The following is a 23129-nucleotide window of genomic DNA, read 5'->3' as shown; positions in this document are numbered from 1 at the left end:
GGCCCTGGCTGTGTTGTTCTGACACCTAGCGCGCCACGCTGAGCGACAGCGCGAAGCGCGCCCTCTCGTCCGTCCACCAGTGGGTCAGCTTCAGATCGGCGGCGGACAGCTCGGACCGTACGCCCTCCTCGCGGAACTTGGCCGAGATCTCGGTGCGCATCTCCTCGTGGCGGTCGAAGTCGACGGCGAGATCGAGTGCCGGGATCTTCACCGTCTGGGCGGCCAGGGAGCGCAGGCGCATCTCGATCCACTCGTGCTCGCGGTCCCAGACGGCCACGTGCGAGAACGCGTCGGGGTCGAAGTCCGCGCCGAGCTCGCGGTTGATCACGGTCAGGACGTTCTTGTTGAAGGAGGCGGTGACCCCCGACCCGTCGTCGTACGCCGAGACGAGCACCGACTCGTCCTTCACCAGGTCCGTGCCGAGCAGCAGCGCGTCGCCGGGGGAGAGCAGGGTGCGCACCGACGACAGGAACGCCGAGCGCTCCGCGGGCAGCAGGTTGCCGATCGTGCCGCCGAGGAAGGCGACGAGCCGCGGGCCCGGTGTGCCCGGCAGGGCGAGACCGCCGGTGAAGTCGGCGATCAGGGCGTGCACGTTCAGGGACGGCCGTGAGGCGATCAGGGTGTTCGCGGCGCCGGTGAGGGCGCTCTCGCTCACGTCCACGGGCACGTACGTGTGCAGGTCGGCGAGCGCGTCGATCAGATGACGGGTCTTCTCCGAAGAGCCCGAGCCCAGCTCGATGAGCGTGCGCGCGCCCGTCGCCGCGGCGATCTCCGCGGCGCGGGTCTGCAGGATCTCGCGCTCGGCACGCGTCGGGTAGTACTCGGGCAGCGTGGTGATCTCGTCGAAGAGCGCGCTGCCCCGCGCGTCGTAGAACCACTTGGGCGGCAGTGTCTTGGGGGTTCGGGTGAGGCCGTGCAGGACGTCGGCGCGCAGAGCGGCGTCCGTGGCGTCCACGGGCAGGGTGCGGGTCAGCTGGAACGGGCTCACGCGGTGGGCTCCTTGAGCGGGGTCAGCAGGACATCGGTACGGCTTGCGGCGAGCAGGGTGCGGTCGGGCACCTGGCGCCAGTGCGGATCGTCGTCGTAGGGCTCGGAGGCCACGACGGTGCGGCGGCCCGGTTCGGCGAGGTACCAGAGGCTGTCGCCCCAGGCGGTCGCGGCGATCGTCTCGCCGTTGGTGAGCAGCAGGTTGAGACGTGATCCGGGGGCCGCCTCCGCGACCTCGGTCACGGTGTCCGCGAGGGCCTGGCCCTCCTCGTCGCCGCTGCGCAGCCGGTGCAGGACCATGGCCCACACCAGGGCGGAGTCGCAGCGCGCCTCCATGGAGAGCAGCTCCGCGGGCGGCAGGAGGCGGGACACCTGGGCCAGCGACCGGGGCCAGCCCGTGACCGCGCCGTTGTGGCTGAACAGCCAGGTCCCGGCGGCGAAGGGCGCCGCCGCGGCCTCACCGTCCGCGCCCGCCTCGGTGGCGTCGCGCACGGCGGCGAGCACGGCCCCGGACCGCACGACCCGGGCGAGGTCGGCGAAGGACTGGTCGCCCCAGATGGGCCCGGAGCGGCGGTAGCGGGCCGGCACCGGGTCGCCTTCGGCGTACCAGCCCACCCCGAAGCCATCGGCGTTGACCGTGCCGTAACGCTGGTGGCGCGGCGCCCAGGACTGGCGCAGCAGACTGTGCGCGGGGTCCACGAGGAGCTTGTCCAGCGGTTCGTCCGGCCCGAGGAAGGCCAGGTGACGGCACATCAGCGGACCTCCGTCGGGTTCGCGTCGCGCGCGGTGCGGAACCCGGAGAAGATCTGCCGCCGGACCGGGTGGTCCCAGTTGCGGAACGTGCCCCGGCAGGCGACCTCGTCCACGGAGAACGCACCGCCGCGCAGCACCTTGTAGTCGCCGCCGAAGAAGACGTCCGAGTACTCGCGGTAGGGGAAGGCGGAGAACCCGGGATAGGGCAGGAAGTCGCTGGAGGTCCACTCCCACACGTCACCGATCAACTGGCGTACGCCGAGCGGTGATTCACCGGCCGGGTAGCTGCCGGCCGGAGCGGGGCGGAGGTGGCGCTGACCCAGGTTCGCGCGCTCGGGCGTGGGGTCCGCGTCGCCCCACGGGTAGCGCATCGAGCGGTCGGTCGCCGGGTCGTGCCGGGCGGCCTTCTCCCACTCCTCCTCGGTGGGCAGACGCCGGCCCGCCCAGCGGGCGTACGCGTCCGCCTCGTACCAACTGACGTGCAGCACCGGCTCGTCGGGCGGCACGGTCTCGACGGTCCCGAAGTGGCGGCGCAGCCACTGGCCGCCCTCGCGGCGCCAGAACAGCGGCGCCGAGAGACCGTTCCCCCGCACCATGTCCCAGCCCGCAGGGGCCCACCACCGCTGCTCCTCGTAGCCGCCGTCGGCGATGAAGCGCTGGAAGTCGGCGTTGGTCACCGGCGTCGTGTCGATGAAGAACGGCGGGACGAGACGGTGGTGCGCCGGGCGTTCGTTGTCCAGCGCCCAGGGCTCCGTGGAGGTGCCCATGGTGAACGGGCCGCCCGGCACGAGGACTTCGGCGGGACCGCCGAACGGCGGCGCGGGCGCGGGGTCGGGTGCCGTGAGCGCCGCGGGCCCCGACCGGAGCTGATGGGTGATCAGCATTGTCTCGTCGTGCTGCTGTTCATGCTGGGCGATCATGCCGAAGGCGAAGCCCGCGTCCGTCAGCGGCGAACCGCGAAAGGGTGTGCTCTCCAGGACGTCGAGCGCGCGCCCGCGCACCTCGGCCGCGTAGCGGCGGGCCTCGGCGGGTGCGAGCAGCGGCAGGCTCGGCCGCTCGGAGCGGGGGTGCTCGAAGGCGTCGTACAGGCCGTCGATCTCGGGCCGCATGGCGTCACGGCCCGCCACCGCCCGCAGCAGCCACATCTCCTCCTGGTTGCCGATGTGGGCCAGGTCCCAGACCAGAGGTGACATCAACGGCGAGTGCTGTGCGGTCAGTTCGGGCTCCTCGACGCAGGTGGTGAGGAGCGAGGTGCGGTCCCTGGCGGCCAGCAGGGCCGCCTGGGCGCGTCGGCGAAGCGCATCGGGGTCGCTGACGGTTCCGGTCATCGGAGGATGCCCTTCTCGTGCTCGTGCTCGTGGTCGTGGTGGTGGCCGTGCGGGTTCCCGTCGAGCAGGTCGTCCGCGGGGCAGCGGCCCCGCGCGACATACCGCTCGGCGTACGCGGCGACGGCTTCGCACACCTCGGCGCTCGCCCCGAGGCGGGGCAGCGCGTCGACGGCCGCCGCGAAACACGCGACCGCGGCCTCGCGCAGCTCCGGGTCGGTGAGCCCGTCGCGCGCCGCGTCCAGCCACAACGGGCTGCGCGGCGCCGCGGGCGCACCCGGCGGGCACGCGCGCTCGGCCAGCGGCTTCACGGTGCGGTAGGCCGTCTCGGCGGCCTGCGGGTCGTCGAACAGCGCGCTCGTCACGGCGAGCGGCACGATCCAGCCGTGCTGTCCCGGCTGGGCGTCGACCATCCGCAGCTCCAGGTGGCCGCGCGGGCGTACCGGCGGGAAGAGCGTGGTCAGGTGGTAGTCGAGGTCGTCGCGGGTGGGCGGGCGCGGCGCACCCGAGCGGGCCCAGTCACGGAAGGTCAGCCCCTCCGGGACGGCCCAGGGCGCGTCGTCGTCGCCGTCCTGCGATCTGACGAACATCACCGGAGCGTCCAGGGCGTGCCGAGCCCAGGCCGCCCGCGGCTCCGCGTCCAGCGGCGGCGCGCCCGACGTGCCCGGCGCGACCGATGCCCACACGGCCTGCCGCGTGGAGCGCCAGCCGGTGTAACGCCCGTTCTGGAACGGCGAGTTGGCGAACGCGGCGACCAGCACGGGGCCCAGCAGATGGGCGAGCCGCCAGCGGCGTCCGTAGCCGAGCGGGCCCGGCTCCTCGTGCCCCGCGTCCAGGCAGATCTGCACGGACGCCGTGGAGCACATCATGCGGCGGCCCGCGGGACCGGTGCGGTCGAGGTAGCGCTCCATCGCGTCATAGCGCGGGCGGTGCAGGATGCGGGACGGCGGACGCCAGGGATCGGCACCGAGTCCGGTGAGCGTCAGATCCAGGGCGGCGAGACGGTCGCGTGCGAGGGAGAGATCCGCCGATACGGCGGTCACGCACTCCATGAGCGAGGCGGCGGGGAGCGAGCTGAGCTCCAGCTGGCCGCCTGGTTCGACGGTGATCAGGGAGTGCAGGGGAAGGGCCCGCAGTGCGGCGTAGGCCGCTTCGAGGCGGGCGGGGGACACGGGCAGATGGAGCCGGTGCGGCTCGTGGATCAGCCATTCCAGTTCGACACCGGTGATGCGCGGTGGTCCGGTCTTGAAGCAGATACCGGCGACCAGCGCCTCTGCCTCGGACTCGGATACCGCGGTGCCGTACTTCGCGCGGTACGTCGTACAGTCACCCTCGGGCATGCTGAGGTCCTCCTGTTCAAGTCCTGCCTGGTCCAGCGGTTGTGGACCACCCGGCCGACTCGGTCGGGGTGGCCCGGGCCGGTCGGGGTCGGCAGCGCTCACACCACCCAAGACCCTGACGGCCGTTCGCACAAGAGTGCCCCTGGGGCCATGCCGGTGCCAGGGAATTCTGTTGCGACGGACGTCGGCGAAAGCTCACGATGCGTTCATGTGTGAGACGGGGGACGCGAAAGTGTCCGGTTCGGGGGAGCAAGCATGAGTGCGCGACTGCGCGGAATCGCGCAGCAGACCGAGGAGATCGTGGCGGCAGGGCGGTACGTCGCTCCGGGCGGCCGCGAGGTGGTGATCGCGGATGCCGTGGACGCCGCGCGCTCCGGCACGCGGATGTTCGGTCCGGCGGCCCTGGTGGGGACTCCCGTGACTCCCGTGACGCCGCCCGAGCTGATCTCCACGGTAATCGAGGTCACCGGGGAGAGCAGCTTGGAGGCCGCGCGGCGCCTGACGGCCGCGGACGGGGGCCCGGTGGCCGTCCTGAACTTCTCCTCCGCGCGCAATCCCGGCGGCGGCTATCTGAACGGCGCCCAGGCGCAGGAAGAGGCGCTCTGCCGGGCCTCGGCCCTCTACACGTGCGTGCGCTCGGTCCGGGACTTCTACGACCACCACCGCGCCCACCGCGACCCCTTCTACACCGACCGCGTGATCCACTCCCCGGGCGTTCCGGTCTTCCGCGACGACAAGGGACGGCTGCTCGACGACGCCTACGAGGCCGGCTTCCTGACCTCGGCGGCACCGAACGCGGGCGTCGTGCTGCGCCAGGCCCCCGAGCGCGCGAAGGACCTGCCGGCCGCGCTGGCCCGGCGCGCGGAGCGGGTCCTGGAGACGGCCGTCGCCTGCGGCTACCGGCGGCTCGTGCTCGGCGCCTGGGGCTGCGGGGTCTTCCAGAACGACCCCGCCCAGGTGGCGGAAGCGTTCCGGACGCTGCTCGACGAAGGCGGCCGGTTCCACGGGTACTTCGGGCACATCATCTTCGGGGTGCTCGACCGTACGCGCGGCACGGTGACGCGGGCCGCCTTCGAGAAGGCGTTCCAGTAAAGCGTTCAACACCAGCCGTAGCGCTCCTGGAGCCGCCGCACGACGAGGTTGAACCGCATCCGGTCGAGCGCGCACGCCTCGCGCCGCATGCCCGCGTCGTGCACCCGGAGCACCCGGTCGATGTCCACCCAGGACTCGCGCCCCTCGCGGTCCCACGGCCCGCTGCCGATCGGCACCCTTCCCCGAGCTCTCGACTTCGCTCGACCAGGGGAGGCCCCAATTCGATCGTTCGCGTGCTGCTTGCTGGAGAGCTGCACCGCGAGCAGCGTGCCGCGCGCCTCGCGGGCGACGACCAGGACGGGGCGGTCCTTGCCGCGCCCGTCGTTCTCCTCGTAGGGCACCCACGTCCAGACGATCTCGCCGGGGTCGGGGTCGCCGTCGTGCGCGGGCGCGTACGTCGTCTGCACCCGGCCGACCTCGCGCGGCCGGGCCTCGGTGGTCGCGGTGCGGCCGGTACGGCCTGGGTCTGCGGACATCTGCGGGTCATCGGTGTTGGCTGTCACGCGGGTCACCGTAGATCGCGGGCCACTGCTCGTACCAGCGCTGGTCGGCCTCCAGTTGTGCGGCGAGCGAGATGAGGAGCGGCTCGCTGTTCGCGGGGCCGAGCAGTTGGGCGCCGACCGGAAGGCCGTCGCCGACCCTGCCCGCGGGCACGTTGACGCCTGGCCAGCCAAGGACGTTCCACGTCCACGCGTAGGGGCAGGCGGCGATCATGGCCTGGTCGGTGCGCCAGCCGCTGAGGGCGGCCAGCGTGCCTATCCGCGGCGGGGGAGTGGCGGTGGTGGGCGTGAGGACGACGTCGTACGTCGAGAAGATCGCGCCGATCCTGCGGTGCAGCGCGCCCTCGGCGCGCCGGGCCAGGCGCAGCGGGGCGCCGCCGAGCAGCCGGCCGAGGCGGGCCGCCTCCTTGGTCCGCGGGTCGAGCAGGCTCGGGTCCGGCACCTCGCGGGCCCAGTCCGCGATGCCCGCCGTGCCCCTGGGGACGAAGCCGAGGCCGATCTGGCCGTAGCGCGGGTCGTCCTCCACGACGTCGTGTCCGAGGGCGGCAAGGCGGTCGGCGAGGACCATGACCTTGCGCCGCACCACGGGATGCAGCCGCTTGGGTGTCGCGGTGAACGGCATGCGCAGGGAGAGGGCGATCCGCAGCCGCCCGGGCTCGCGGGTCGCCGCGTCGGTGGCGCTGATGGCGGGCGGCTTGTGCAGGTCACCGCTGTGGTTGCCGCTCGCCGCGTCGAGCAGCAGGGCCGCGTCGGCGACGGTGCGTGCGAGGGGGCCGTTGACGGTGATGCCGTTGAAGGCCTCGGGCCAGGGCCAGGTCGATATGCGGCCGCGCTGCGGCTTGATCCCGACGAGGTGGGTCCAGGCGGCGGGGATGCGCACCGAGCCCGCGCCGTCCGAGCCGAGCGCGGCGGGCACCAGGCCCGCGGCGACCGCGGCCGCCGAGCCGCCCGACGAACCGCCGGGGGTGTGGCCGGTGTGCCAGGGGTTGCGGGTGTCCCCGAAGCCGGGCCCTTCCGTGAAGGGCCACTGCCCGAGCTCGCAGGTGTTGGTCTTGCCGACTATCACCGCTCCGGCCGCCCGCAGCCGGCGCACCGATTCGGCGTCCTCCTTCTTCGGCGGGAAGTCGCCCCGGCATCCGAACGCGGTCGGCTCGCCCGCCATGTCGGTGTCGTCCTTGACGGCGAGCGGCACCCCGAGCAGCGGCCGCCCGCCCTTGCCGGACGCCAACTCCCGGTCGGCGGCGTCCGCTTCGGCGAGCGCGGCCTCGGCCCGCACCAGCTTGAACGCGTTGAGCGTGGGCTGGGAGGCCTCGATCCGCGCCAGCGTCCGTTCCGTCAGCTCGCGCGCGGACACTTCTCCGTCTGCCAGCGCGCGGGCGGTGCGCGCGAGTCCATCGGCACGGTCGACAGTCATGTGGGGGCACCTTTGATCGACGGGCAGGTGCAGGCACGCTAACCGGCCGGTCGGGAACGCGGTACGTGGGCAGGGAAGTTCACGCCGCGTACGGCGGCCGGGGGCGCGCCGACGCGGACCGGGAGCGCCCCGGCGCCCGCGTGGGAGCGCTCACGCGCCGTCTGGAAAGATGAGCCCCGTCATGGTGCAGATACCGAACAAAGACGCACAGCGGTCCGCGCGGCAGTCAGCGCAGTACTCCGTGCCGACGAGCGCCGACGTGGCACGCCTGGCGGGGGTCTCGCGCGCGACCGTCTCGTACGTCCTGAACAACACGAGCGCCGTCCGCATCAGCGAACCCACCCGCCGCCGGGTCCACGAGGCTGCGAAGGAACTGGGCTACGTCCCGCACGCCGCGGCCCGCAGCCTGCGCGCCGGGCACACCCGGGTGGTCCTGATGCCCACCCCGCAGATCCCGGTGGGCCCGCTCTTCAGCGAGTTCTTCAACGAACTGCAGTGGGCTCTCAGCCGCTTCGACTACACGGTCGTGCAGTACGGCAGCCTCGGCCTGACCGGCGAGGAGGCGGCCCGCGCCTGGGCCGAGCTGCGCCCGGTGGCGGTCCTCGCCCCCGACGCGTCGGGGCTCGGCGCGCGCGGTGTGAACGTCCTGAAGCGCTCGGGCGCCAGGGCCGTCTTCACGATCGGCCCGCAGCGGGCGGAGGGCGCCCACGCCCTGCTCATGGACCAGCGTCTGGTGGGGCAGTGCGCCGCCACCCACCTCCTGGAGCGCGGCAGCCGGCACATCGGCGTCGTGATCCCCGAGGAGAGGGGCCTGGAAGCCTTCGCGCTCCCGCGCGCCGAAGGTATCCGCCGCACCCTGGCGCGGTACGGCACGGACGCCACGATGACCGAGCTGCCCCTCGCCTACGACGAGGAGTCGGCGGCGCGGCTCGCGGCGCGCTGGCGCACGCTCGGCGTCGACGGGGTGTTCACGTACAACGACGAGTTCGCGATGCTGCTGATGCGGGCGTTGCAGGACGAAGGCATCGCCGTCCCCGAGGAGACGGCGATGATCGGCGCCGACGACTTGATGCTCGGCAGGCTCCTGCGGCCGCGGCTCAGCACGGTCCGCATCGAGCTGCCGTCGGGTCAGAAGCTCGCGGAGCTCGTCGACCGGGTCGTGCGTGACCCGGGCACGGAGCCCGAGGTGCACGACGTGCTCGGTGCGACGGCAGTGCACCGCGAGTCGAGCTGACCCCTCGGTTGACCCTCTGTATTACGGGTCCTTCCTGCTGCTCCCGCTTACTGCTCCTGCGCCTCGGCCTTGGCCTGCTCCTCGGCGACGGACCTGCGGACCTCGTCCATGTCCAGCTGCCGGGCCTGTCCGATGACGTCCTGGAGCGCGGCCTCCGGCAGGGCGCCGGGCTGCGCGAACACGGCCACCTGATCGCGGACGATCATCAGCGTCGGGATCGACTGGATGCCGAAGGCCTGAGCGAGCTCGGGCTGCGACTCCGTGTCCACCTTGCCGAAGACCATGTCGGGATTGGCTTCGGCGGCCTTGTCGTAGACGGGAGCGAACGACTTGCACGGACCGCACCAGTCCGCCCAGAAGTCGATCAGGACGAATTCGTTGTCCGTGACCGTCTGGTCGAAGTTCTCCTTGGTGAGCTCCACAGTCGTGCTGGTCATGGTGTTTCCCTCTTCCTGCTGTCAGTCGAAGCCGTAGTGCACAACGGCCCGGGCGGCAGACGTATTCCGCGCGCTCACCCGTGCCCGCTGTCGCGCGCGTACCCATGTGGCCACGGCGCACACCTGCGACCACACTGGCTTCCATGACGGATTCGAAGACGTACGACGTAGTGGTCCTTGGTGCTGGTCCGGTGGGGGAGAACGTCGCGGACCGGGCCCGTGCGGGCGGCCTGAGCGTGGCGATCGTGGAGAGCGAACTCGTCGGGGGCGAATGCTCGTACTGGGCGTGCATGCCGAGCAAGGCCCTGCTGCGCCCGGTGATCGCCCGCGCGGACGCCCGCAGGGTGCCCGGACTGCGCCAGTCGGTGCAGGGGCCCCTGGACGCGTCGGCGGTCTTGGCGCACCGGGACTACTACACCTCCCACTGGAAGGACGACGGCCAGGTCGGCTGGCTGGAGTCGATCGGCATCGACCTCTACCGCGGCCACGGCCGCATCGCGGGCACCCGCCAGGTGACCGTCACGAGCCCCGACAACACCGAGCGGACCCTCACGGCCCGCCACGCGGTGGCGGTGTGCACCGGCACCCGTGCAGCCCTGCCCGACCTGCCGGGTCTGGCCGAGGTGAAGCCGTGGACGAGCCGCGAGGCCACCAGCGCGGATCACGTGCCCGGCCGCCTCGCGGTGGTCGGCGGCGGTGTGGTCGCCGTGGAGATGGCCACGGCCTGGCAGGCGCTCGGCTCGCAGGTCACCCTGCTCGTCCGCGGTGAGAACGGCGTGCTGCCGCGCATGGAGCCGTTCGCCGGGGAACTGGTCACCAAGGCGCTGACGGAGGCGGGCGCCGAGGTCCGTACGGGCGTCTCCGTGACCGGCGTGCGGCGGGAGAACGGCACGGTTACCGCGACCCTGAGCGACGGTGGCACCCTCGAGGCCGACGAGATCCTCTTCGCCACGGGCCGTGCCCCGCGCACCGACGACCTGGGCCTGGAGACGATCGGCATGGAACCGGGCTCCTGGCTTCCGGTCGACGAGAGCCTGCGGGTGCAGGGCAGCGACTGGCTCTACGCGGTGGGCGACGCCAACCACCGCGCGCTCCTCACCCATCAGGGCAAGTACCAGGCCCGCATCGCCGGGGCCGCGATCACCGCAAGCGCCCAGGGCGTGCCCCTCCTGGAGACCGACGCCTGGGGCGCGCACTCGGCCACCGCTGACCACGCCGCCGTACCCCAGGTGGTCTTCACCGACCCCGAGGCGGCTTCGGCGGGCCTGACCCTCGCGGAGGCGGAATCCGCAGGACATCGCGTGCGCGCCGTGGACTACGACATGGCGGGCGTGGCGGGGGCCGGCCTCTACGCGGACGGCTACGAAGGCCGTGCCCGCATGATCGTCGACCTCGACCGCGAGGTCCTGCTCGGCGTGACCTTCGTGGGTCCAGGCGTCGGCGAACTCATCCACTCGGCGACGGTGGCGATCGCGGGGGAGGTGCCGATCGACCGGTTGTGGCACGCGGTTCCGGCGTATCCCACGGTCAGTGAGGTGTGGTTGCGGCTGTTGGAGACGTATCGCGGCTAGACCCTCAGGTGCCGCGCGCGGTCGGCGTAACAGTGCTACTCGCGATGGGTAGCACTGCTAACGTGTGAGTGTTAGCGTTGCTTTCGTCGGGTGGTGGGTGGGCATCGCTGCCCACCCCTCGGGACTCGCAACAGGGAGCAACGCCATGAGTGAGCAGCAGTCGAGCGCGTCCCGCCGGGTGGCCCTGGTCACCGGCGGTTCGCGCGGCATCGGCCGGGAGAGCGCCGAGCGGCTGGCCGCCGACGGGTTCGCCGTCGTCGTCAACTACGCGGGCAACAAGACCGAGGCCGACGCGGCGGTGGCCGCGATCACCGACGCCGGGGGAGCGGCGATCGCGCACCGCGCCGACGTGGCCGACGAGAACGCGGTGTCCGCCCTCTTCGACGCGGCGGAGGAAACCTTCGGCGGCATCGACGTCGTCGTCCACGCGGCGGGCGTCATGACCCTCGCACCGCTGGCCGAGACCGACCTGGACGCCCTCGACCGCATGCACCGCACCAACATCCGCGGCACGTTCGTCGTCGACCAGCAGGCCGCGCGCCGCCTGCGGGCCGGTGGCGCGATCATCAACTTCTCCAGCTCCGTCGTGGGTCTCGCCATCCCCGGCTACAGCGCCTACGCGGCCACCAAGGGCGCCGTCGAGGCCATGACGCTGATCCTGGCCAGGGAGCTGCGCGGCCGCGACATCACGGTGAACGCGGTGGCCCCCGGGCCGACCGCCACCGCCCTGTTCCTGGACGGCAAGGACGAGGAGACCGTCGCCAGGATGGCCGCCCAGCCGCCGCTGGAGCGGCTCGGCACGCCACAGGACATCAGTGAGGTCGTCTCCTTCCTCGCCGGCCCCGCCCGCTGGGTCAACGGCCAGGTCCTGCGCGCCAACGGCGGCATCGTATGACCGCTCGATCGTCCGGCGCCCCCCGGGCCGGTACGCGTGAACGCATCCTGGAAGTGGCGGCACGCCTGGTCGCGGAGTCGGACGACGGAGACGTCTCCACGCGGGCCGTGTGCGAGGCCGCGCAGGTGGGCGCCCCGGCGCTGTACCGGTACTTCGGGGACAAGCAGGGGCTGCTCGCGGCCGTGGTCGACCAGGGCTTCGACCGGTACCTGGCGACCAAGCGGCGGCGAGAGGCCACCGCGGACCCGGTCGGCGACCTGCGCGACGGCTGGGACAGCCATGTGGACTTCGCGCTGCGGAACCCGAACCTGTACCGGCTGATGAACTCGCCCGCGATGCGGACCCCGCCCGCCGCGGCCCTGGAGTCCCATCAGATCCTCACGCGTGACCTGGAACGGGCCGCGGCGCAGGGCAAGTTGAGACTGGCTCCCGAACTGGCAGCCCAGATGGTGATGTCGGCCAACGTGGGCGTGGCGCTCATGCTCGTCTCCCGCCCGGCGACGTTCGCCGACCCCGACCTGTCGCATCGCGTACGGGACGCGGTGCACGCCGCCGTCTTCACCCCGGAAGCGACCGAAGGCCGCCCCGAAACGCCGCGGCGTGCCGGGCAGGATGAGTCTCAACTGCCCGCCACTGCGGCCAGGTTGGGCGCGACGCTGGCAGCGGAGCCGCCGCAGGCGCTCACCTCCGCCGAGACGGCCCTCCTCACCGAGTGGCTGGACCGACTCTCGCGCTGAGAGTGTGCGACGTCAGCTCCCCGCGTCCCGCCACGCCGCCTCCCGCAGCAGTCGCAGCCCGTTGAGGCCCACGATCACGGTGGAGCCCTCGTGGCCGAGCACGCCGAGGGGGAGCGGCAGGTTGCCGACCAGGTCCCAGGTGACCAGTACGGCGATGAACGTGCCGGCGATCACCAGGTTCTGCACCACAAGGCCGCGGGCGCGCCGGGACAGGGCGATCACCCTCGGCACGGTGGCGAGTTCGTCCCGCACGATGACCGCGTCGGCGGTTTCCAGGGCGAGGTCGGAACCCGCGCGGCCCATCGCGATGCCGGTATGGGCCGCGGCGAGGGCGGGCGCGTCGTTGACGCCGTCTCCGATCACGAGGACCTTGCGTCCCGCACGCTCCGCCTCGCGTACCGCGGTGACCTTGTCCTGCGGGAGCAGTCCGGCCCGTACGTCCTCGATGCCGACCTCGGCCGCGACCCGGGCCGCGGCCTGCGCGTTGTCTCCGGTGAGCAGCATCGGGGTCGTACCGGTGAGGGCCTTCAGGGCGGTCACGGTGGTCGCGGCGTCCGGGCGCAGACGGTCGGCGATGCCGAGCACACCCGCGGGGACCCCGTCGCGCAGCACCAGAACGGCCGTCTGGCCCTCCTTGCCCAACTGCCGTGCGAGGAGGTGGACTTCGTCGCTCGCCGCGTCCGCGGGGGCGTCGCTCGGCCCGGTTTCGAGCAGCCGTGCCGGAGCGCCCACCCGGACGTCCGCGCCCCCGACCGTGGCGCTGACCCCGACGCCCGGGGTCGACGCGAAGTCCGTCACCGGCGGAAGGTCCAGGCCGCGCGCCCGCGCGGCGCTCACCACGGCGCGGGCCAGGGGGTGTTCGCTGCGGTGCTCGGCCGCCGCCGCGAGCGCGAGAAGGGTGTCGTCGCTCAGGCCGCTGCCGGGGAGCGCGTGGACGGCGGTCACCCGGGGCGTCCCCTCGGTGAGGGTGCCCGTCTTGTCGACGGCGACCGCGTCGACCTGCCCCAGACGCTCCATCACGACGGCCGACTTCACCAGGACACCGTGCCGCCCCGCGTTCGCGATCGCCGAGAGCAGCGGCGGCATCGTGGCGAGGACCACCGCGCACGGCGATGCCACGATCATGAACGTCATGGCCCGCAGCAGCGCCCCGGTCAGGTCGTCGCCGAAGGCCAGCGGCACGGCGAACACGGCGAGCGTGGCGACGACCATGCCGAGCGAGTACCGCTGCTCGACCTTCTCGATGAACAGCTGCGTGGGCGCCTTGGTCTCCGACGCCTCCTCGACCATCGCCACGATCCGCGCGATCACCGAGTCCGACGCGTCACGCCCGACCCGCACCCGCAGCGCCCCGGCCCCGTTCAGCGTGCCCGCGAACACCTCGTCCCCGGCACCCTTGGCGACCGGCAGCGGCTCCCCGGTGATCGTCGCCTGATCGACGTCACTGGCACCTTCGAGCACCTCGCCGTCCGCGCCGACCCGCTCACCCGGCCGTACGAGGATGACGTCGCCGACCTTCAACTCGGCGGTGTCGACGGTCTCTTCGCCGCCACCGTCGCCCACCCGCGTGGCCGTGGTCGGCGCGAGGTCGAGCAGGCTGCGCACCGAATCGGCGGTGCGGGCGGTGGCCAGGGCCTCCAGGGCGCCCGACGTGGCGAAGATGACGACGAGCAGCGCCCCGTCCATCACCTGTCCGATGGAGGCCGCGCCGAGGGCCGCGACGATCATCAGCAGATCCACGTCCAGGGTCTTCTCGCGCAGTGCCCGCAGCCCCTCCAGCGCGGGCTCCCAGCCCCCGGCGACGTACGCGACGGCGTACAGCGCGCCCCACAGCCATGAAGGCGTCCCGGCCAGTTCGAGCGGCAGCGCGATCAGGAACGCGACTGTGGCCGCGGCCGCCCAGCGGGCCTCGGCCAGCGCGAGGACGCGGGTGCGGCGGCGAGGAGGCGCCGCTGGACCGGCGGGGGTCCCCTGGTCGGGGCGGGGGATCAGGGCAGTGGGCATGGCGAGGCGACCCTTCACGGGCTGGAGAACGGCAACGTCCACACCGTACAGGAATGAATGAACAGCTTTTCATGCGTACATGTGTCATCGATAGGATGGCGCCATGGGCCACGGAGTCGACGACAAGAGCAACGCCACCACGCGCGAACGCCTGGACAGCGTGGGGGCCGCCGACGTCGCCGCCACGCTCCAGGCCCTGGCGACGCCTTCGCGGCTGCTGATCCTCGCCCGACTGCAGGAGGGCCCCTGCGCCGCCGGTGATCTGGCCGAAGCGGTCGGCATGGAGCAGTCGGCCTGCTCCCATCAGCTGCGCCTGCTGCGCAATCTCGGCCTCATCACCGGCGAACGGCGCGGCCGTTCGGTCATCTACGCCCTCTACGACCACCACGTGGCCGAACTCCTCGACCAGGCGCTCTTCCACGTCGAGCACCTGCGCCTCGGTCTGCGGGACACCCCGCCGGGCGGCTAGCCTGAGGACGATCTTCAGTGGCGTGCTCCAGTGACGTTCTTTGGCGACGTCCTACTGTGGCGCTTCTCGATTCCGCGCAGGTGAGACAGGTGAGACACGGCGTGTGGCCCGTGGTGGCGGTCGTGGCCGTCGGCGGCGCGATCGGCGCGTCGGCGCGCTATGGCGCGTCCCTGATCTGGCCGACCGCCCCCGGCACCTTCCCCACGACGACGCTCCTGGTGAACGTCGTCGGATGCGCGGTCATGGGCGCCTTCATGGCGATCCTCACCGAGATGCGGGCCCCGCACCGGCTGCTGAGGCCCTTCTTCGGCACCGGCGTGCTCGGCGGCTTCACCACCTTCTCCACCTATGCCGTGGACATCGAGCGCCTGGTGGCGGGCGGCCACGCCGGCACGGGGCTCGCCTATCTCGGACTGACGCTGCTCGCGGCCCTCGCGGCGGTGTGGAGCGCGGCGTGGGTGACCCGCCGCCTGGTAGTACCGACGGTCGTACGGAGGCGGACATGACCGGGGTGGTCCGGTGAACTGGCTCTGTGTGGTGGCCGGGGCGATGATCGGCGCCCCGCTGCGGTTCCTCACCGACCGGGCCGTGCAGGCCAGGCACGACACGGTCTTCCCGTGGGGAACGCTCACCGTCAACGTGGCGGGCAGCCTGATCCTCGGCGTGCTCACGGGCGCGACGGTCGCGGGCGCCGCCTCCTCCCACACGCAGCTCTTCCTCGGCACCGGCCTGTGCGGGGCCCTGACGACGTACTCGACCTTCTCGTACGAGACGCTGCGGCTCACCGAGGGCGGTGCCAGGTTCTACGCCGCGGTCAATGTCGTGGCCGGCGTGGTCGCCGCGCTCGGCGCGGTCTTCGTGGGTCTCGCGTTGGCGGAGGCGTTCTGGGCGTGAGCGCGCGTCACGCCCGGAACCGGACCGCTCGCTCCCGGGATCAGACTTCCCGCTCCCGGGGTCGGGCCTCTCGCTCCAGGGATCAGGCCCCGGCGAAGTCCCCGGAGAGGGCCGCCGCCATCCGCAGGTGCGGGGCCGCGTCCGCGTCCCGTCCCTGCCGCTCCAGCGTGCGGCCGAGCAGCAGCCTGGCGTACTGCTCGACGGGGTCGAGCTCGATGACCGTACGCAACTCGGCCTCCGCGCGCAGCAGTTGCGCCGAGTGGTAGTAGGCGCGGGCCAGCAGCAGACGCGGGGCGACCTGCTCAGGCACCTCGTCGGCCAGGGCGTCGAGGATGCGCGCCGCCGTGGCGTACTCCTTGGCGTCGAAGAACTGCCGCGCGCGCTCCCAGCGCTCCGCCGCGGTTCCGTGGTCGTAGTACATCGTGTCCACTGTTGCCTCCTTCGAGCGCTCCAACGGTCAGGGTTAGTTAAAAATTCCACTAAATAATCCGGCCGGGACGGCAGCGCTGGCGGGGTTGCTCCGCAATGACCGACGTGCGTGCCTGACGCCCGGTGCTCCACGGGTCTAGGTTGTGCGACATGAGCAATCTTGATCGTGAGGCGGTCCCGTCCCTGTGCGGTGGTCGCGGGTTCGTCGTCGCCGAACCGGTCCGTGAACTCCTCAGCCCCCGACAGGTCAAGCTCGGCGAGTCCACCGAGGTCCGCCGCCTGCTGCCCAACCTGGGCCGCCGCATGGTCGGCGCCTGGTGCTTCGTGGACCACTACGGCCCCGACGACATCGCCGAGGAGCCCGGCATGCAGGTGGGCCCCCACCCGCACATGGGCCTGCAGACGGTCAGCTGGCTGCACGAGGGCGAGGTCCTGCACCGCGACTCCACCGGCAGCCTCCAGACGATCCGCCCGCGCGAGCTGGGCCTGATGACCTCGGGCCGGGCGATCTCGCACTCCGAGGAGAGCCCCAGGTCGCATGCCCGCTTCCTGCACGGCGCCCAGCTGTGGGTGGCCCTGCCCGACGCCCACCGCAACACCGACCCGCGCTTCGAGCACCACGCGGAGCTGCCCTTGGTCACGGCCCCCGGCCTGACGGCGACCCTCATCCTCGGCACGGTCGACGGCGCCACGTCGCCCGGCACGACCTACACCCCGATCGTGGGCGCCGATCTCGCCCTGGCCCGCGACGCGGACGTACGCCTGCCGCTGAACCCCGACTTCGAGTACGCCGTCCTGTGCATGTCCGGCGAGACCCGGGTGGACGGCGTCCCCGTGCTGCCCGGCTCGATGCTGTACCTGGGCTGCGGCCGCACCGAACTGCCGCTGCGCGCCGAGTCGGACGCGGACCTGATGCTCCTCGGCGGCGAGCCGTTCGACGAGGAACTGATCATGTGGTGGAACTTCATCGGGCGGTCCAACGAGGAGATCGCGCAAGCGCGTTCGGACTGGATGGACGCCTCGCGCTTCGGCGAGGTGAAGGGCTACGACGGCGACCGCATCCCCGCGCCGTCCTTGCCGCCCGTGCCGCTGAAACCGCGGGGACGGGTGCGCTGAAGCACACGGCTGCGTGACCCTGGCATATTCCATGGCGGGGGCGAATTCTCCCGCGCCCGATGGCTTCACGCAGCCAATGCCCGTACAGGTCGCGATAGTTGATAAGCCAAATATTGCCTGCGGATGCTGCTCCGTGGTTGTTCGTCTAGGCTTATAGAGGCGCCTCGAAGAACGCAGTTCAGAGGCGTGCGGCATGTAAGGCCTTGCCTCTTCGTGTATTTCCCTAATGCACATGAGGTAAAGGAAATCCATGCGCTGAGTTTCCACGACTGGCAGTACGTGCGGGAAACACGCTGGCATTACGTGGGCGACCCGGCGTTCTATGATGGAAGAGGTAGAAGCATGGCTTCCACCGAATTCACAGATCAGGACGTAGCCGAAACGCTGGACGTTGAGGCGGCTCTCGACCCGGTCGAGGCCGACGGCTCCTACCGCGACAGCCGCGAATGTGCGGCACTGGCCCTGACGGGCGGGACGATCTCCCTGCTGTTGTCGCCTCCGACACCGCGGCCCAAGAAGGCTTGACGGGCACCGGTATGGAGGACTCAGGCACTACGACGCCTCTGGCGGGCGCGGTGCAGGGCCTCACATCGGAACTGGTCTCCGCTCTCCGGAGCGGGGGCCGGTTCCGGCTGACCGGCAGTGTGGCCGGGCCCGACGGGGCGGCCGCCGACGGCCTCGCTCTCGCCGCCGTGCGGGTGGTGGGCGCCGACGCCGTGCTGCCGGGCGTCCTGCGCCGTACGCCGCTCGAACCCGACGATCTCGCCCTGTTCGGCCAAGCCGTGCAGGCCTACCCGCCCCCCGCCGATGCCTCGCCCACGTCACTGTGGAGCCACTGGGCCATGCGACGCACACTGGCGGGACTCGACGCCTCCTTCGACGGCGCGCCCGACCACGCGACACAGCCCCGGGCCGCCTGGCTGGAGGACGCCCCGTGGCAGGTGCTGACCCATCAACTCGCCGTGCTGGCCCCCCTCGCGGTGCCCGGGACCGACTGTGAGGTGGCCCGGGTGGCCCGCACACGGTCCGTGGACGTCGCCCGCGGCTTCGTCCGCGCGGTCCGGCGCCGCGACTGGCTGCAAGCCGCCGGAGCGGGCCGCTGGCTGGTCCTGCTCGACGGGGTGCCGGACACACTCGGCCTGGAGGCCGGGCTGGAGTTCGTGGCACACATGGGCTCCACGGACCCCCGCGTGGTGCTGCAGGTGGAGGCGGCGCAACTGCTGCGGGCCGGGGTGCCGGGGTGAGGGCGCGCGATGTCCGGGGGATCGCCGGATCGGCGCTGGCCTGGGTGTCCGAGCACCGTGCCGACTTCGCGCTGGGGGACGACGCGCTGGCCGAGAGCGGCAACGTGAACTTCACCTGGAAGCCGCTGGGAGAACTGGCGCATGTGTGCGTCACCGTGCGCCGGCACAGCGAGGCGTCCTCGCCGCTGCACGAACAAGCACAGGAACTGCTGGCCTTCGCCTGGCGGCAGACCGAACAAGGCGACCTCCTGTGCCAGTTGCAGCGCCTGGAGCCGTTCGCGACGTACCCCTCGGAGATCTACGCGGCGTTCGCCTCGGCCGGGCTGCGCCACGAGGCCTTCGAGAAGGCGGCCGCGACGGTGGCCCGTACCCGCTCCTGGCAGGTGACCGAACAGCAGCCCAACCGGCGCCTCGGCATCCTCAACTCCGAACGCCACATGGGCATTCGGCCGCACCAGGGCATGGAGCGCGCGTTGGAGCGCACCTGGCTCGGCGGCCTTCCGGAACCCTGGATGTTCGAAGGGGACGCCGGTTACACGCTCACCCACGTCATCTTCCACCTCACTGACTGGGGGGCGACCCCGCACCATGTGCCGCCACCCGTCGCCGCCTATCTGTCGCAGTGGCTTCCTCCCTGGCTGGACACCTGCCTTGAGGACGAGCGGTGGGACCTGAGCTGCGAGCTCCTTGCCGTGGCGGGCAGCCTGCCCGGCCCGCCCGACCGCACGATGCTGCGGGACGCCTGGACGCGACTCGCCCGAGCGCAGGACGCGACCGGCGCCGTTCCGGAGATCGGCTCCGGGCGGGGCGGCCGGGTGCCCGCCTCCGACTTCATCGGTTGCTACCACTCGACTCTGATGACGGCCTTCGCCGCCGTACTGACCGCCGACGCGCTGCGCGAGGACACCGGTACCCGCCCCGCGGCGAACGGGAAGGCCCACGCACTCGCGCAGCCGGAACACCAGCAGCCGGAACACCCGCCCGTCGCGCGGCAGGGACAGGGCGGACAGCGGGGACGAGGAGTGGCGAGATGACCAGCACCCGCCTCATGCACACCGTCGGCAGCCGCGCCCTGGAGTGGCTGCACGCCCACCGCGACGGGTTTCGCCTGGAACCGGACGTCGACCCGGAAGTGGGCTTTCTGGAGCGCTTCAAACCGGTCGGCGAACTGGCCCTCATCTGCGCGGTGCTGTTCCGCGAAGGTGTGGCCGGGTCCCGGCAGGCGCAGCTGGCACGGCAACTGCTCGACCACGCCTGGCGCGACACCCTGGACGGCGGTCAAATGCTGGTGCGCGCCCAGCGCATCGAACTGCTCTCGCCCATTCCCTTCGAGGTGTACCTCCCCTTCAAGGAGCTGGGCTACAGCCATCCCGCCTTCGAGGAGATGGTCCGGCTCAACCAGAGCCTGGAGAGTTTCGCCGCCCACGAGATGTCACCCGTGCGCCGCCTGGGGCTCTCCGCGTTCCAACGCCGCGGCGGGCTCGAGCCGAGGCCGCCGGAATCCGAGGTCATCGGCCGGACATGGCTGGGGCGCACCCCCGAACCCTGGACCGTGGAAGGACACACGGCCTACGACATCACCCACACCGTCTTCCATCTCACCGACTGGGGCAAAAGCCCGGACAACATCCCGCCCCCGATCGCCGACTACCTGAGCCACTGGCTGCCCGCCTGGCTGGACGACTGGCTCGACCTGGAGCGCTGGGACCTGCTGGGCGAACTCCTCGTCGTCGACGCCTGCCTGCCCCGCCCCGCCCTCGACGAGCGTGCCTGGGAGGGCTTCGCCGCCGCGCAACAGCCCGACGGGGCCATGCCGGCCGTACGCACCATCCCGCAGGGCGAGCCCGAAGAACTCTTCGACCTCATCTACCACCCCACGCTCGTCGCCGCCTTCGCCTCCGTCATGGCGACCTCCCGCGCCCTGACACAACTCACCCACTCCACACCCGCATGACGCCCCCGCACCCGCCCTGGCCGGGCGAGTCACGCGAAGCCCACGAAGACCCGCCCCGCCACCCCCCGGCGCAGCCCCGCCCGCAGGATGACGACGACGAGACGGTGAGCCGACGGCTGGACGACGCCATCGAAGCGGTACGGGCACCCGACGCCGTCTTCGCGCTGTCCCGCCACGGCCGGCGCACCGTGCGCTGCGGCGGCACGGCACAACCGCCGCCCGTACCCCGTGACCAGTTGCGTTACGAGATCGGGTCGGCTTCCAAGACGTTCACCGCGCTGCTCCTGGCCCACCTGACGCAATCCGGCACTCTCTCCGCGGGCGAGCCGGCGCTTTCCCTCCTCGCCCCGGCCCGGCGTACGGGCGCGGACCCCGTCACCCTCGCCCACCTGATCACCCACACGTCCGGCCTGCCCGCCCTGCCCGCCGACTTCTACCCCCGGGCCCTGCCCACCTGGCGCACCAACCCCTACGCCGGTTTTCGGGACCGGCACGTCATCGACGCCTTCGTACGCCGCCGTCCACCCCGGCGGCCGGGTTCTCGCTGGCACTACTCCAACTTCGGTGTCGCCGTGCTCGGTCACGCCTTGGCCGCCGCCACCGCCACGCCCTGGGACGACCTGCTCACCGAACAGGTGCTGCGCCCCCTGGGCCTTGGCGGCACGGCCCTGCATCCCACCGGCCCGGACACCGACGCCACCGGCCACCGCAAGGACGGCGCCACGCCCACGCCCCCGCTGACCATCGGCGGCTTCGAGGCGGCAGGCGCGATCCGTGCCACCCCGCACGACCTGCTGACCTTCCTCGAAGCCCACCTCGACCCGACGGGCAGCCCCCTGGCCGCGGCCCTGCGGGCGGCGGCCCGCCCGGTCATCCGGCGCGGCTGGGGGCACCGGCACACGCACACCATCGGCTGGTTCCAGCACCCCGCCGAGCACGGCCCGCTCTACTTCCACTGCGGAGCCACCCTGGGCCAGCAGGCCTTCCTGGGCTTCCGGCCCGACACCGGGACAGCCCTGGCCGCCGTCTGCACCCGCCGCTACCACGCCCGCGAAACGTTCGTGGCAACGGCGTACGCACTGCTGGCACAGACCTGAGCCCTCGGGTGGGCCCCATGCGCTGACCGGACGGTTCGTCAGACGCGCTGCCACAGGGCCGGCGTGCGGGCCGGCTGCCACACGCCCTGCGCCTGATGCGGCTGCAGGCACACATAGGTGATGCCGTTGTAGGTCACCCGTGTCCCGGTCTCATAGACCCTGCCCGTACCCCAACTGCCCGAGGCCTCCTGGGTGCTGGGCTCGCGCTGGGCGGGGGCGGTCTTCAACGTGAGGTCGAACTCGTCGAGCAGCGGGTTCAACGGCTGATGGAACGTGATCCCGCCGCTCTTGCAGTCACCAGTGCCCCCCGAGGTCACTCCCTGGGCCTGGGTGCCGGAGATGTAGGAGCCGCCGGAGTCACCGGGCTCCGCGCACACCGTGGTGCGGGTGACCCCCTCGATGACGCCCTCCGCGTAGCTCACGCTGGTGCCGTGCTGCTCGATGGTCCCGCAGTGCCAGCCGGTGGTGGAACCCGACCGGCAGACGGCGGCGCCCACCAGAGCCTGTACCGACCCGGCGACCTGTACGTCCGTCTCCTTCTCGCCCTTGACCCGGGGCGTGGCGGTCCACTGGTCGTTCACGCCGACCCAGGACATGTCCTTGGCCGGGAAGACCGACGCCTCGAAGGCACCTTGGGCGACCTTGTTGAAGCCGGTGGTCTTGGCGCCCGCCTTGCCGCAGTGCCCGGCGCTGGCGAAGCCCTCCTGTGCACCCTTGGTCACCGAGAACCCCACCGAACAGCGGGCCTTCTCGTCGATGTAGTACGCGTCGCCCCCGCGGACGTCGTGCAGCGCGCGCGGACGGTCGGCCGACACCTTGACGTCCAGGAGCCGCCGGTCGACCTGGGCGGCCGCGATCAGCTTGTCGGCGGCCGCGGCGCTCGTCGCCTGGACCGCCGCCTTGTTGGCCCGCACGTCGACGTAGCGCACCGGCGTGTCCAGACCCGCTCCCGCCACCGCGGCGGCATTCAGCTTCTTCGTGAGCGCCTCCAGCTCTCCCAGGCCATGCGTGACGACCTTGGCCTGCGCCCCCTCCGCCTTGATGGCAGGCACATCCGTGGCATCCGTGGTCGCCACCACCAGGCGGGCGGAGGTCGCGCCCTGCACCCAGGCGCCCGCGAAGTCCTTGCCCAGCGCGGTCTGCAGCCGGCCCGCCCGCGTGCCGGCCTCCGCCTCGTTCACCAGCCGCGTGCGCGCCTGCTCACCCGACAACTTCAGGTCACGCTGCAGCGCCTGCAGCAAAGCCTTCGACGGCTTGTCGGCAGCCAGCGTCTGCGCGGCCGACGGGAGCGCCGGCCCCGCGGAGGACTGCGGTGCGGGCACCGGCGGAGGCGGCGGCGCGGACGGGGCGACGGCGGCGGCCACCGGCATCCCCGTCAGTGCGAACGCGCCGAGCACGGTCACGGCGAAGCCGGCGAGTCGGGCGGGACGGGCAGAGCTGACAGGGCTGGCGGGACGGGCAGGATGGCCGGTTTGGCCGGGTCGGTCGGCGTGTCGGTCAGCCATGAGTGATTCCTCATCCTCGGAAGATCCGGTGCGACGGGGTGAAGGCGGAAAACATCGGAATATAGGCTTTGCCGACACCAAGTCAGAAAACTCCCCCACGCCCCCAGTTCGGCACAACGGACCACACCAGCG

General features: G+C 72.1%; 24 protein-coding genes. 14 read left to right on the top strand and 10 right to left on the bottom strand.

Annotation, left to right across the window (positions count from 1 at the left end; genetic code table 11):
• Positions 1-25: 25 nt before the first annotated feature.
• From egtD to egtA, 4 genes are read right to left on the bottom strand one after another with little or no spacing between them, the layout of a single operon-like run.
• Entirely contained in the window at positions 26-988 is a 963-nt protein-coding gene (egtD, locus tag ACWFRU_RS13820; RefSeq protein WP_453686545.1) for an L-histidine N(alpha)-methyltransferase, read from the bottom strand.
• Positions 985-1740, bottom strand: coding sequence for an ergothioneine biosynthesis protein EgtC (egtC, locus tag ACWFRU_RS13815; protein ID WP_453686543.1), 756 nt, complete (start codon positions 1738-1740; stop codon positions 985-987). Before egtC ends, egtD begins: the two co-directional genes overlap by 4 nt.
• The gene (gene egtB, locus ACWFRU_RS13810; RefSeq protein ID WP_453686541.1) at positions 1740-3068 is read right to left on the bottom strand and encodes an ergothioneine biosynthesis protein EgtB; all 1329 of its coding nucleotides are present in this window, start codon (positions 3066-3068) and stop codon (positions 1740-1742) included. Before egtB ends, egtC begins: the two co-directional genes overlap by 1 nt.
• Positions 3065-4405, bottom strand: a complete 1341-nt coding sequence (gene egtA, locus ACWFRU_RS13805) for an ergothioneine biosynthesis glutamate--cysteine ligase EgtA (RefSeq protein ID WP_453686539.1) — start codon at positions 4403-4405, stop codon at positions 3065-3067. Before egtA ends, egtB begins: the two co-directional genes overlap by 4 nt.
• A 255-nt stretch (positions 4406-4660) precedes the next feature.
• Between egtA and ACWFRU_RS13800 the strand changes: the two genes are divergently transcribed.
• Complete coding sequence (locus ACWFRU_RS13800) at positions 4661-5497, top strand: TIGR02452 family protein (protein ID WP_453686537.1); 837 nt, start codon at positions 4661-4663, stop codon at positions 5495-5497.
• Positions 5498-5502: 5 nt separating this feature from the next.
• Here ACWFRU_RS13800 and ACWFRU_RS13795 read toward each other — a convergent pair whose 3' ends face one another.
• Positions 5503-6000: a type II toxin-antitoxin system PemK/MazF family toxin gene (locus tag ACWFRU_RS13795; RefSeq protein ID WP_453686535.1), complete on the bottom strand. Its 498-nt coding sequence runs from the start codon at positions 5998-6000 to the stop codon at positions 5503-5505.
• Positions 5981-7411, bottom strand: coding sequence for an amidase (locus ACWFRU_RS13790; protein WP_453686533.1), 1431 nt, complete (start codon positions 7409-7411; stop codon positions 5981-5983). The genes ACWFRU_RS13795 and ACWFRU_RS13790 overlap by 20 nt, the downstream gene beginning before the upstream one ends.
• 181 nt (positions 7412-7592) lie before the next feature.
• Here ACWFRU_RS13790 and ACWFRU_RS13785 point away from each other — a divergent pair, with 181 nt between their 5' ends.
• Complete coding sequence (locus ACWFRU_RS13785; protein ID WP_453686532.1) at positions 7593-8645, top strand: LacI family DNA-binding transcriptional regulator; 1053 nt, start codon at positions 7593-7595, stop codon at positions 8643-8645.
• Between the two features lie 47 nt (positions 8646-8692).
• On the opposite strand, the gene trxA is transcribed toward ACWFRU_RS13785, so the two are convergent.
• A complete protein-coding gene (trxA, locus tag ACWFRU_RS13780) occupies positions 8693-9082 on the bottom strand; it encodes a thioredoxin (RefSeq protein ID WP_453686530.1) in 390 nt (129 codons plus the stop codon).
• Positions 9083-9225: 143 nt separating this feature from the next.
• On the opposite strand from trxA, the gene ACWFRU_RS13775 reads away from it, so the two are divergent.
• From ACWFRU_RS13775 to ACWFRU_RS13765, 3 genes are all read left to right on the top strand, one after another.
• Positions 9226-10653: a dihydrolipoyl dehydrogenase family protein gene (locus ACWFRU_RS13775; RefSeq protein WP_453686529.1), complete on the top strand. Its 1428-nt coding sequence runs from the start codon at positions 9226-9228 to the stop codon at positions 10651-10653.
• A 145-nt stretch (positions 10654-10798) separates the two neighbouring features.
• A complete protein-coding gene (locus ACWFRU_RS13770) occupies positions 10799-11548 on the top strand; it encodes an SDR family oxidoreductase (protein ID WP_365815133.1) in 750 nt (249 codons plus the stop codon).
• Positions 11545-12285, top strand: a complete 741-nt coding sequence (locus ACWFRU_RS13765; protein WP_453686526.1) for a TetR/AcrR family transcriptional regulator — start codon at positions 11545-11547, stop codon at positions 12283-12285. The genes ACWFRU_RS13770 and ACWFRU_RS13765 overlap by 4 nt, the downstream gene beginning before the upstream one ends.
• A gap of 12 nt (positions 12286-12297) precedes the next feature.
• On the opposite strand, the gene ACWFRU_RS13760 is transcribed toward ACWFRU_RS13765, so the two are convergent.
• Entirely contained in the window at positions 12298-14289 is a 1992-nt protein-coding gene (locus tag ACWFRU_RS13760) for a heavy metal translocating P-type ATPase (RefSeq protein WP_453686524.1), read from the bottom strand.
• A 103-nt stretch (positions 14290-14392) separates the two neighbouring features.
• Between ACWFRU_RS13760 and ACWFRU_RS13755 the strand changes: the two genes are divergently transcribed.
• From ACWFRU_RS13755 to crcB (ACWFRU_RS13745), 3 genes are all read left to right on the top strand, one after another.
• Complete coding sequence (locus tag ACWFRU_RS13755) at positions 14393-14758, top strand: ArsR/SmtB family transcription factor (protein ID WP_453686522.1); 366 nt, start codon at positions 14393-14395, stop codon at positions 14756-14758.
• Between the two features lie 89 nt (positions 14759-14847).
• On the top strand, positions 14848-15264 hold the full coding sequence (crcB, locus tag ACWFRU_RS13750; RefSeq protein WP_453686520.1) for a fluoride efflux transporter CrcB: 417 nt from the start codon (positions 14848-14850) through the stop codon (positions 15262-15264).
• A gap of 13 nt (positions 15265-15277) precedes the next feature.
• A complete protein-coding gene (gene crcB / locus ACWFRU_RS13745; RefSeq protein ID WP_453686519.1) occupies positions 15278-15652 on the top strand; it encodes a fluoride efflux transporter CrcB in 375 nt (124 codons plus the stop codon).
• 82 nt (positions 15653-15734) lie between these two features.
• On the opposite strand, the gene ACWFRU_RS13740 is transcribed toward crcB (ACWFRU_RS13745), so the two are convergent.
• Positions 15735-16082 carry a tetratricopeptide repeat protein gene (locus ACWFRU_RS13740; RefSeq protein ID WP_453686516.1) on the bottom strand — a complete coding sequence of 116 codons (348 nt, stop codon included), beginning with the start codon at positions 16080-16082 and terminating at the stop codon, positions 15735-15737.
• Between the two features lie 149 nt (positions 16083-16231).
• On the opposite strand from ACWFRU_RS13740, the gene ACWFRU_RS13735 reads away from it, so the two are divergent.
• The 6 genes from ACWFRU_RS13735 (at position 16232) to ACWFRU_RS13710 (ending at position 21492) form a co-directional block, all read left to right on the top strand.
• The gene (locus ACWFRU_RS13735) at positions 16232-17197 is read left to right on the top strand and encodes a pirin family protein (RefSeq protein ID WP_453686514.1); all 966 of its coding nucleotides are present in this window, start codon (positions 16232-16234) and stop codon (positions 17195-17197) included.
• Positions 17198-17539: 342 nt separating this feature from the next.
• Complete coding sequence (locus ACWFRU_RS13730) at positions 17540-17722, top strand: hypothetical protein (RefSeq protein ID WP_363207207.1); 183 nt, start codon at positions 17540-17542, stop codon at positions 17720-17722.
• An 11-nt stretch (positions 17723-17733) separates the two neighbouring features.
• On the top strand, positions 17734-18441 hold the full coding sequence (locus tag ACWFRU_RS13725; protein WP_453686802.1) for a hypothetical protein: 708 nt from the start codon (positions 17734-17736) through the stop codon (positions 18439-18441).
• Positions 18438-19475 (top strand): DUF6895 family protein, encoded by a 1038-nt coding sequence (locus ACWFRU_RS13720; protein ID WP_453686512.1) that lies wholly within the window; start codon positions 18438-18440, stop codon positions 19473-19475. Before ACWFRU_RS13725 ends, ACWFRU_RS13720 begins: the two co-directional genes overlap by 4 nt.
• The gene (locus ACWFRU_RS13715; RefSeq protein WP_453686510.1) at positions 19472-20395 is read left to right on the top strand and encodes a DUF6895 family protein; all 924 of its coding nucleotides are present in this window, start codon (positions 19472-19474) and stop codon (positions 20393-20395) included. The genes ACWFRU_RS13720 and ACWFRU_RS13715 overlap by 4 nt, the downstream gene beginning before the upstream one ends.
• Positions 20392-21492 (top strand): serine hydrolase domain-containing protein, encoded by a 1101-nt coding sequence (locus tag ACWFRU_RS13710; RefSeq protein WP_453686508.1) that lies wholly within the window; start codon positions 20392-20394, stop codon positions 21490-21492. The genes ACWFRU_RS13715 and ACWFRU_RS13710 overlap by 4 nt, the downstream gene beginning before the upstream one ends.
• A gap of 38 nt (positions 21493-21530) precedes the next feature.
• Here ACWFRU_RS13710 and ACWFRU_RS13705 read toward each other — a convergent pair whose 3' ends face one another.
• Positions 21531-22997: a carbohydrate-binding protein gene (locus ACWFRU_RS13705; RefSeq protein WP_453686506.1), complete on the bottom strand. Its 1467-nt coding sequence runs from the start codon at positions 22995-22997 to the stop codon at positions 21531-21533.
• Between the last annotated feature and the right edge of the window lie 132 nt (positions 22998-23129).

Source organism: Streptomyces sp. NPDC055099, assembly GCF_053607685.1.
The sequence above is the reverse complement of the archived record's forward strand: the minus strand, read 5'-3'. Positions and strand labels throughout refer to the sequence as shown.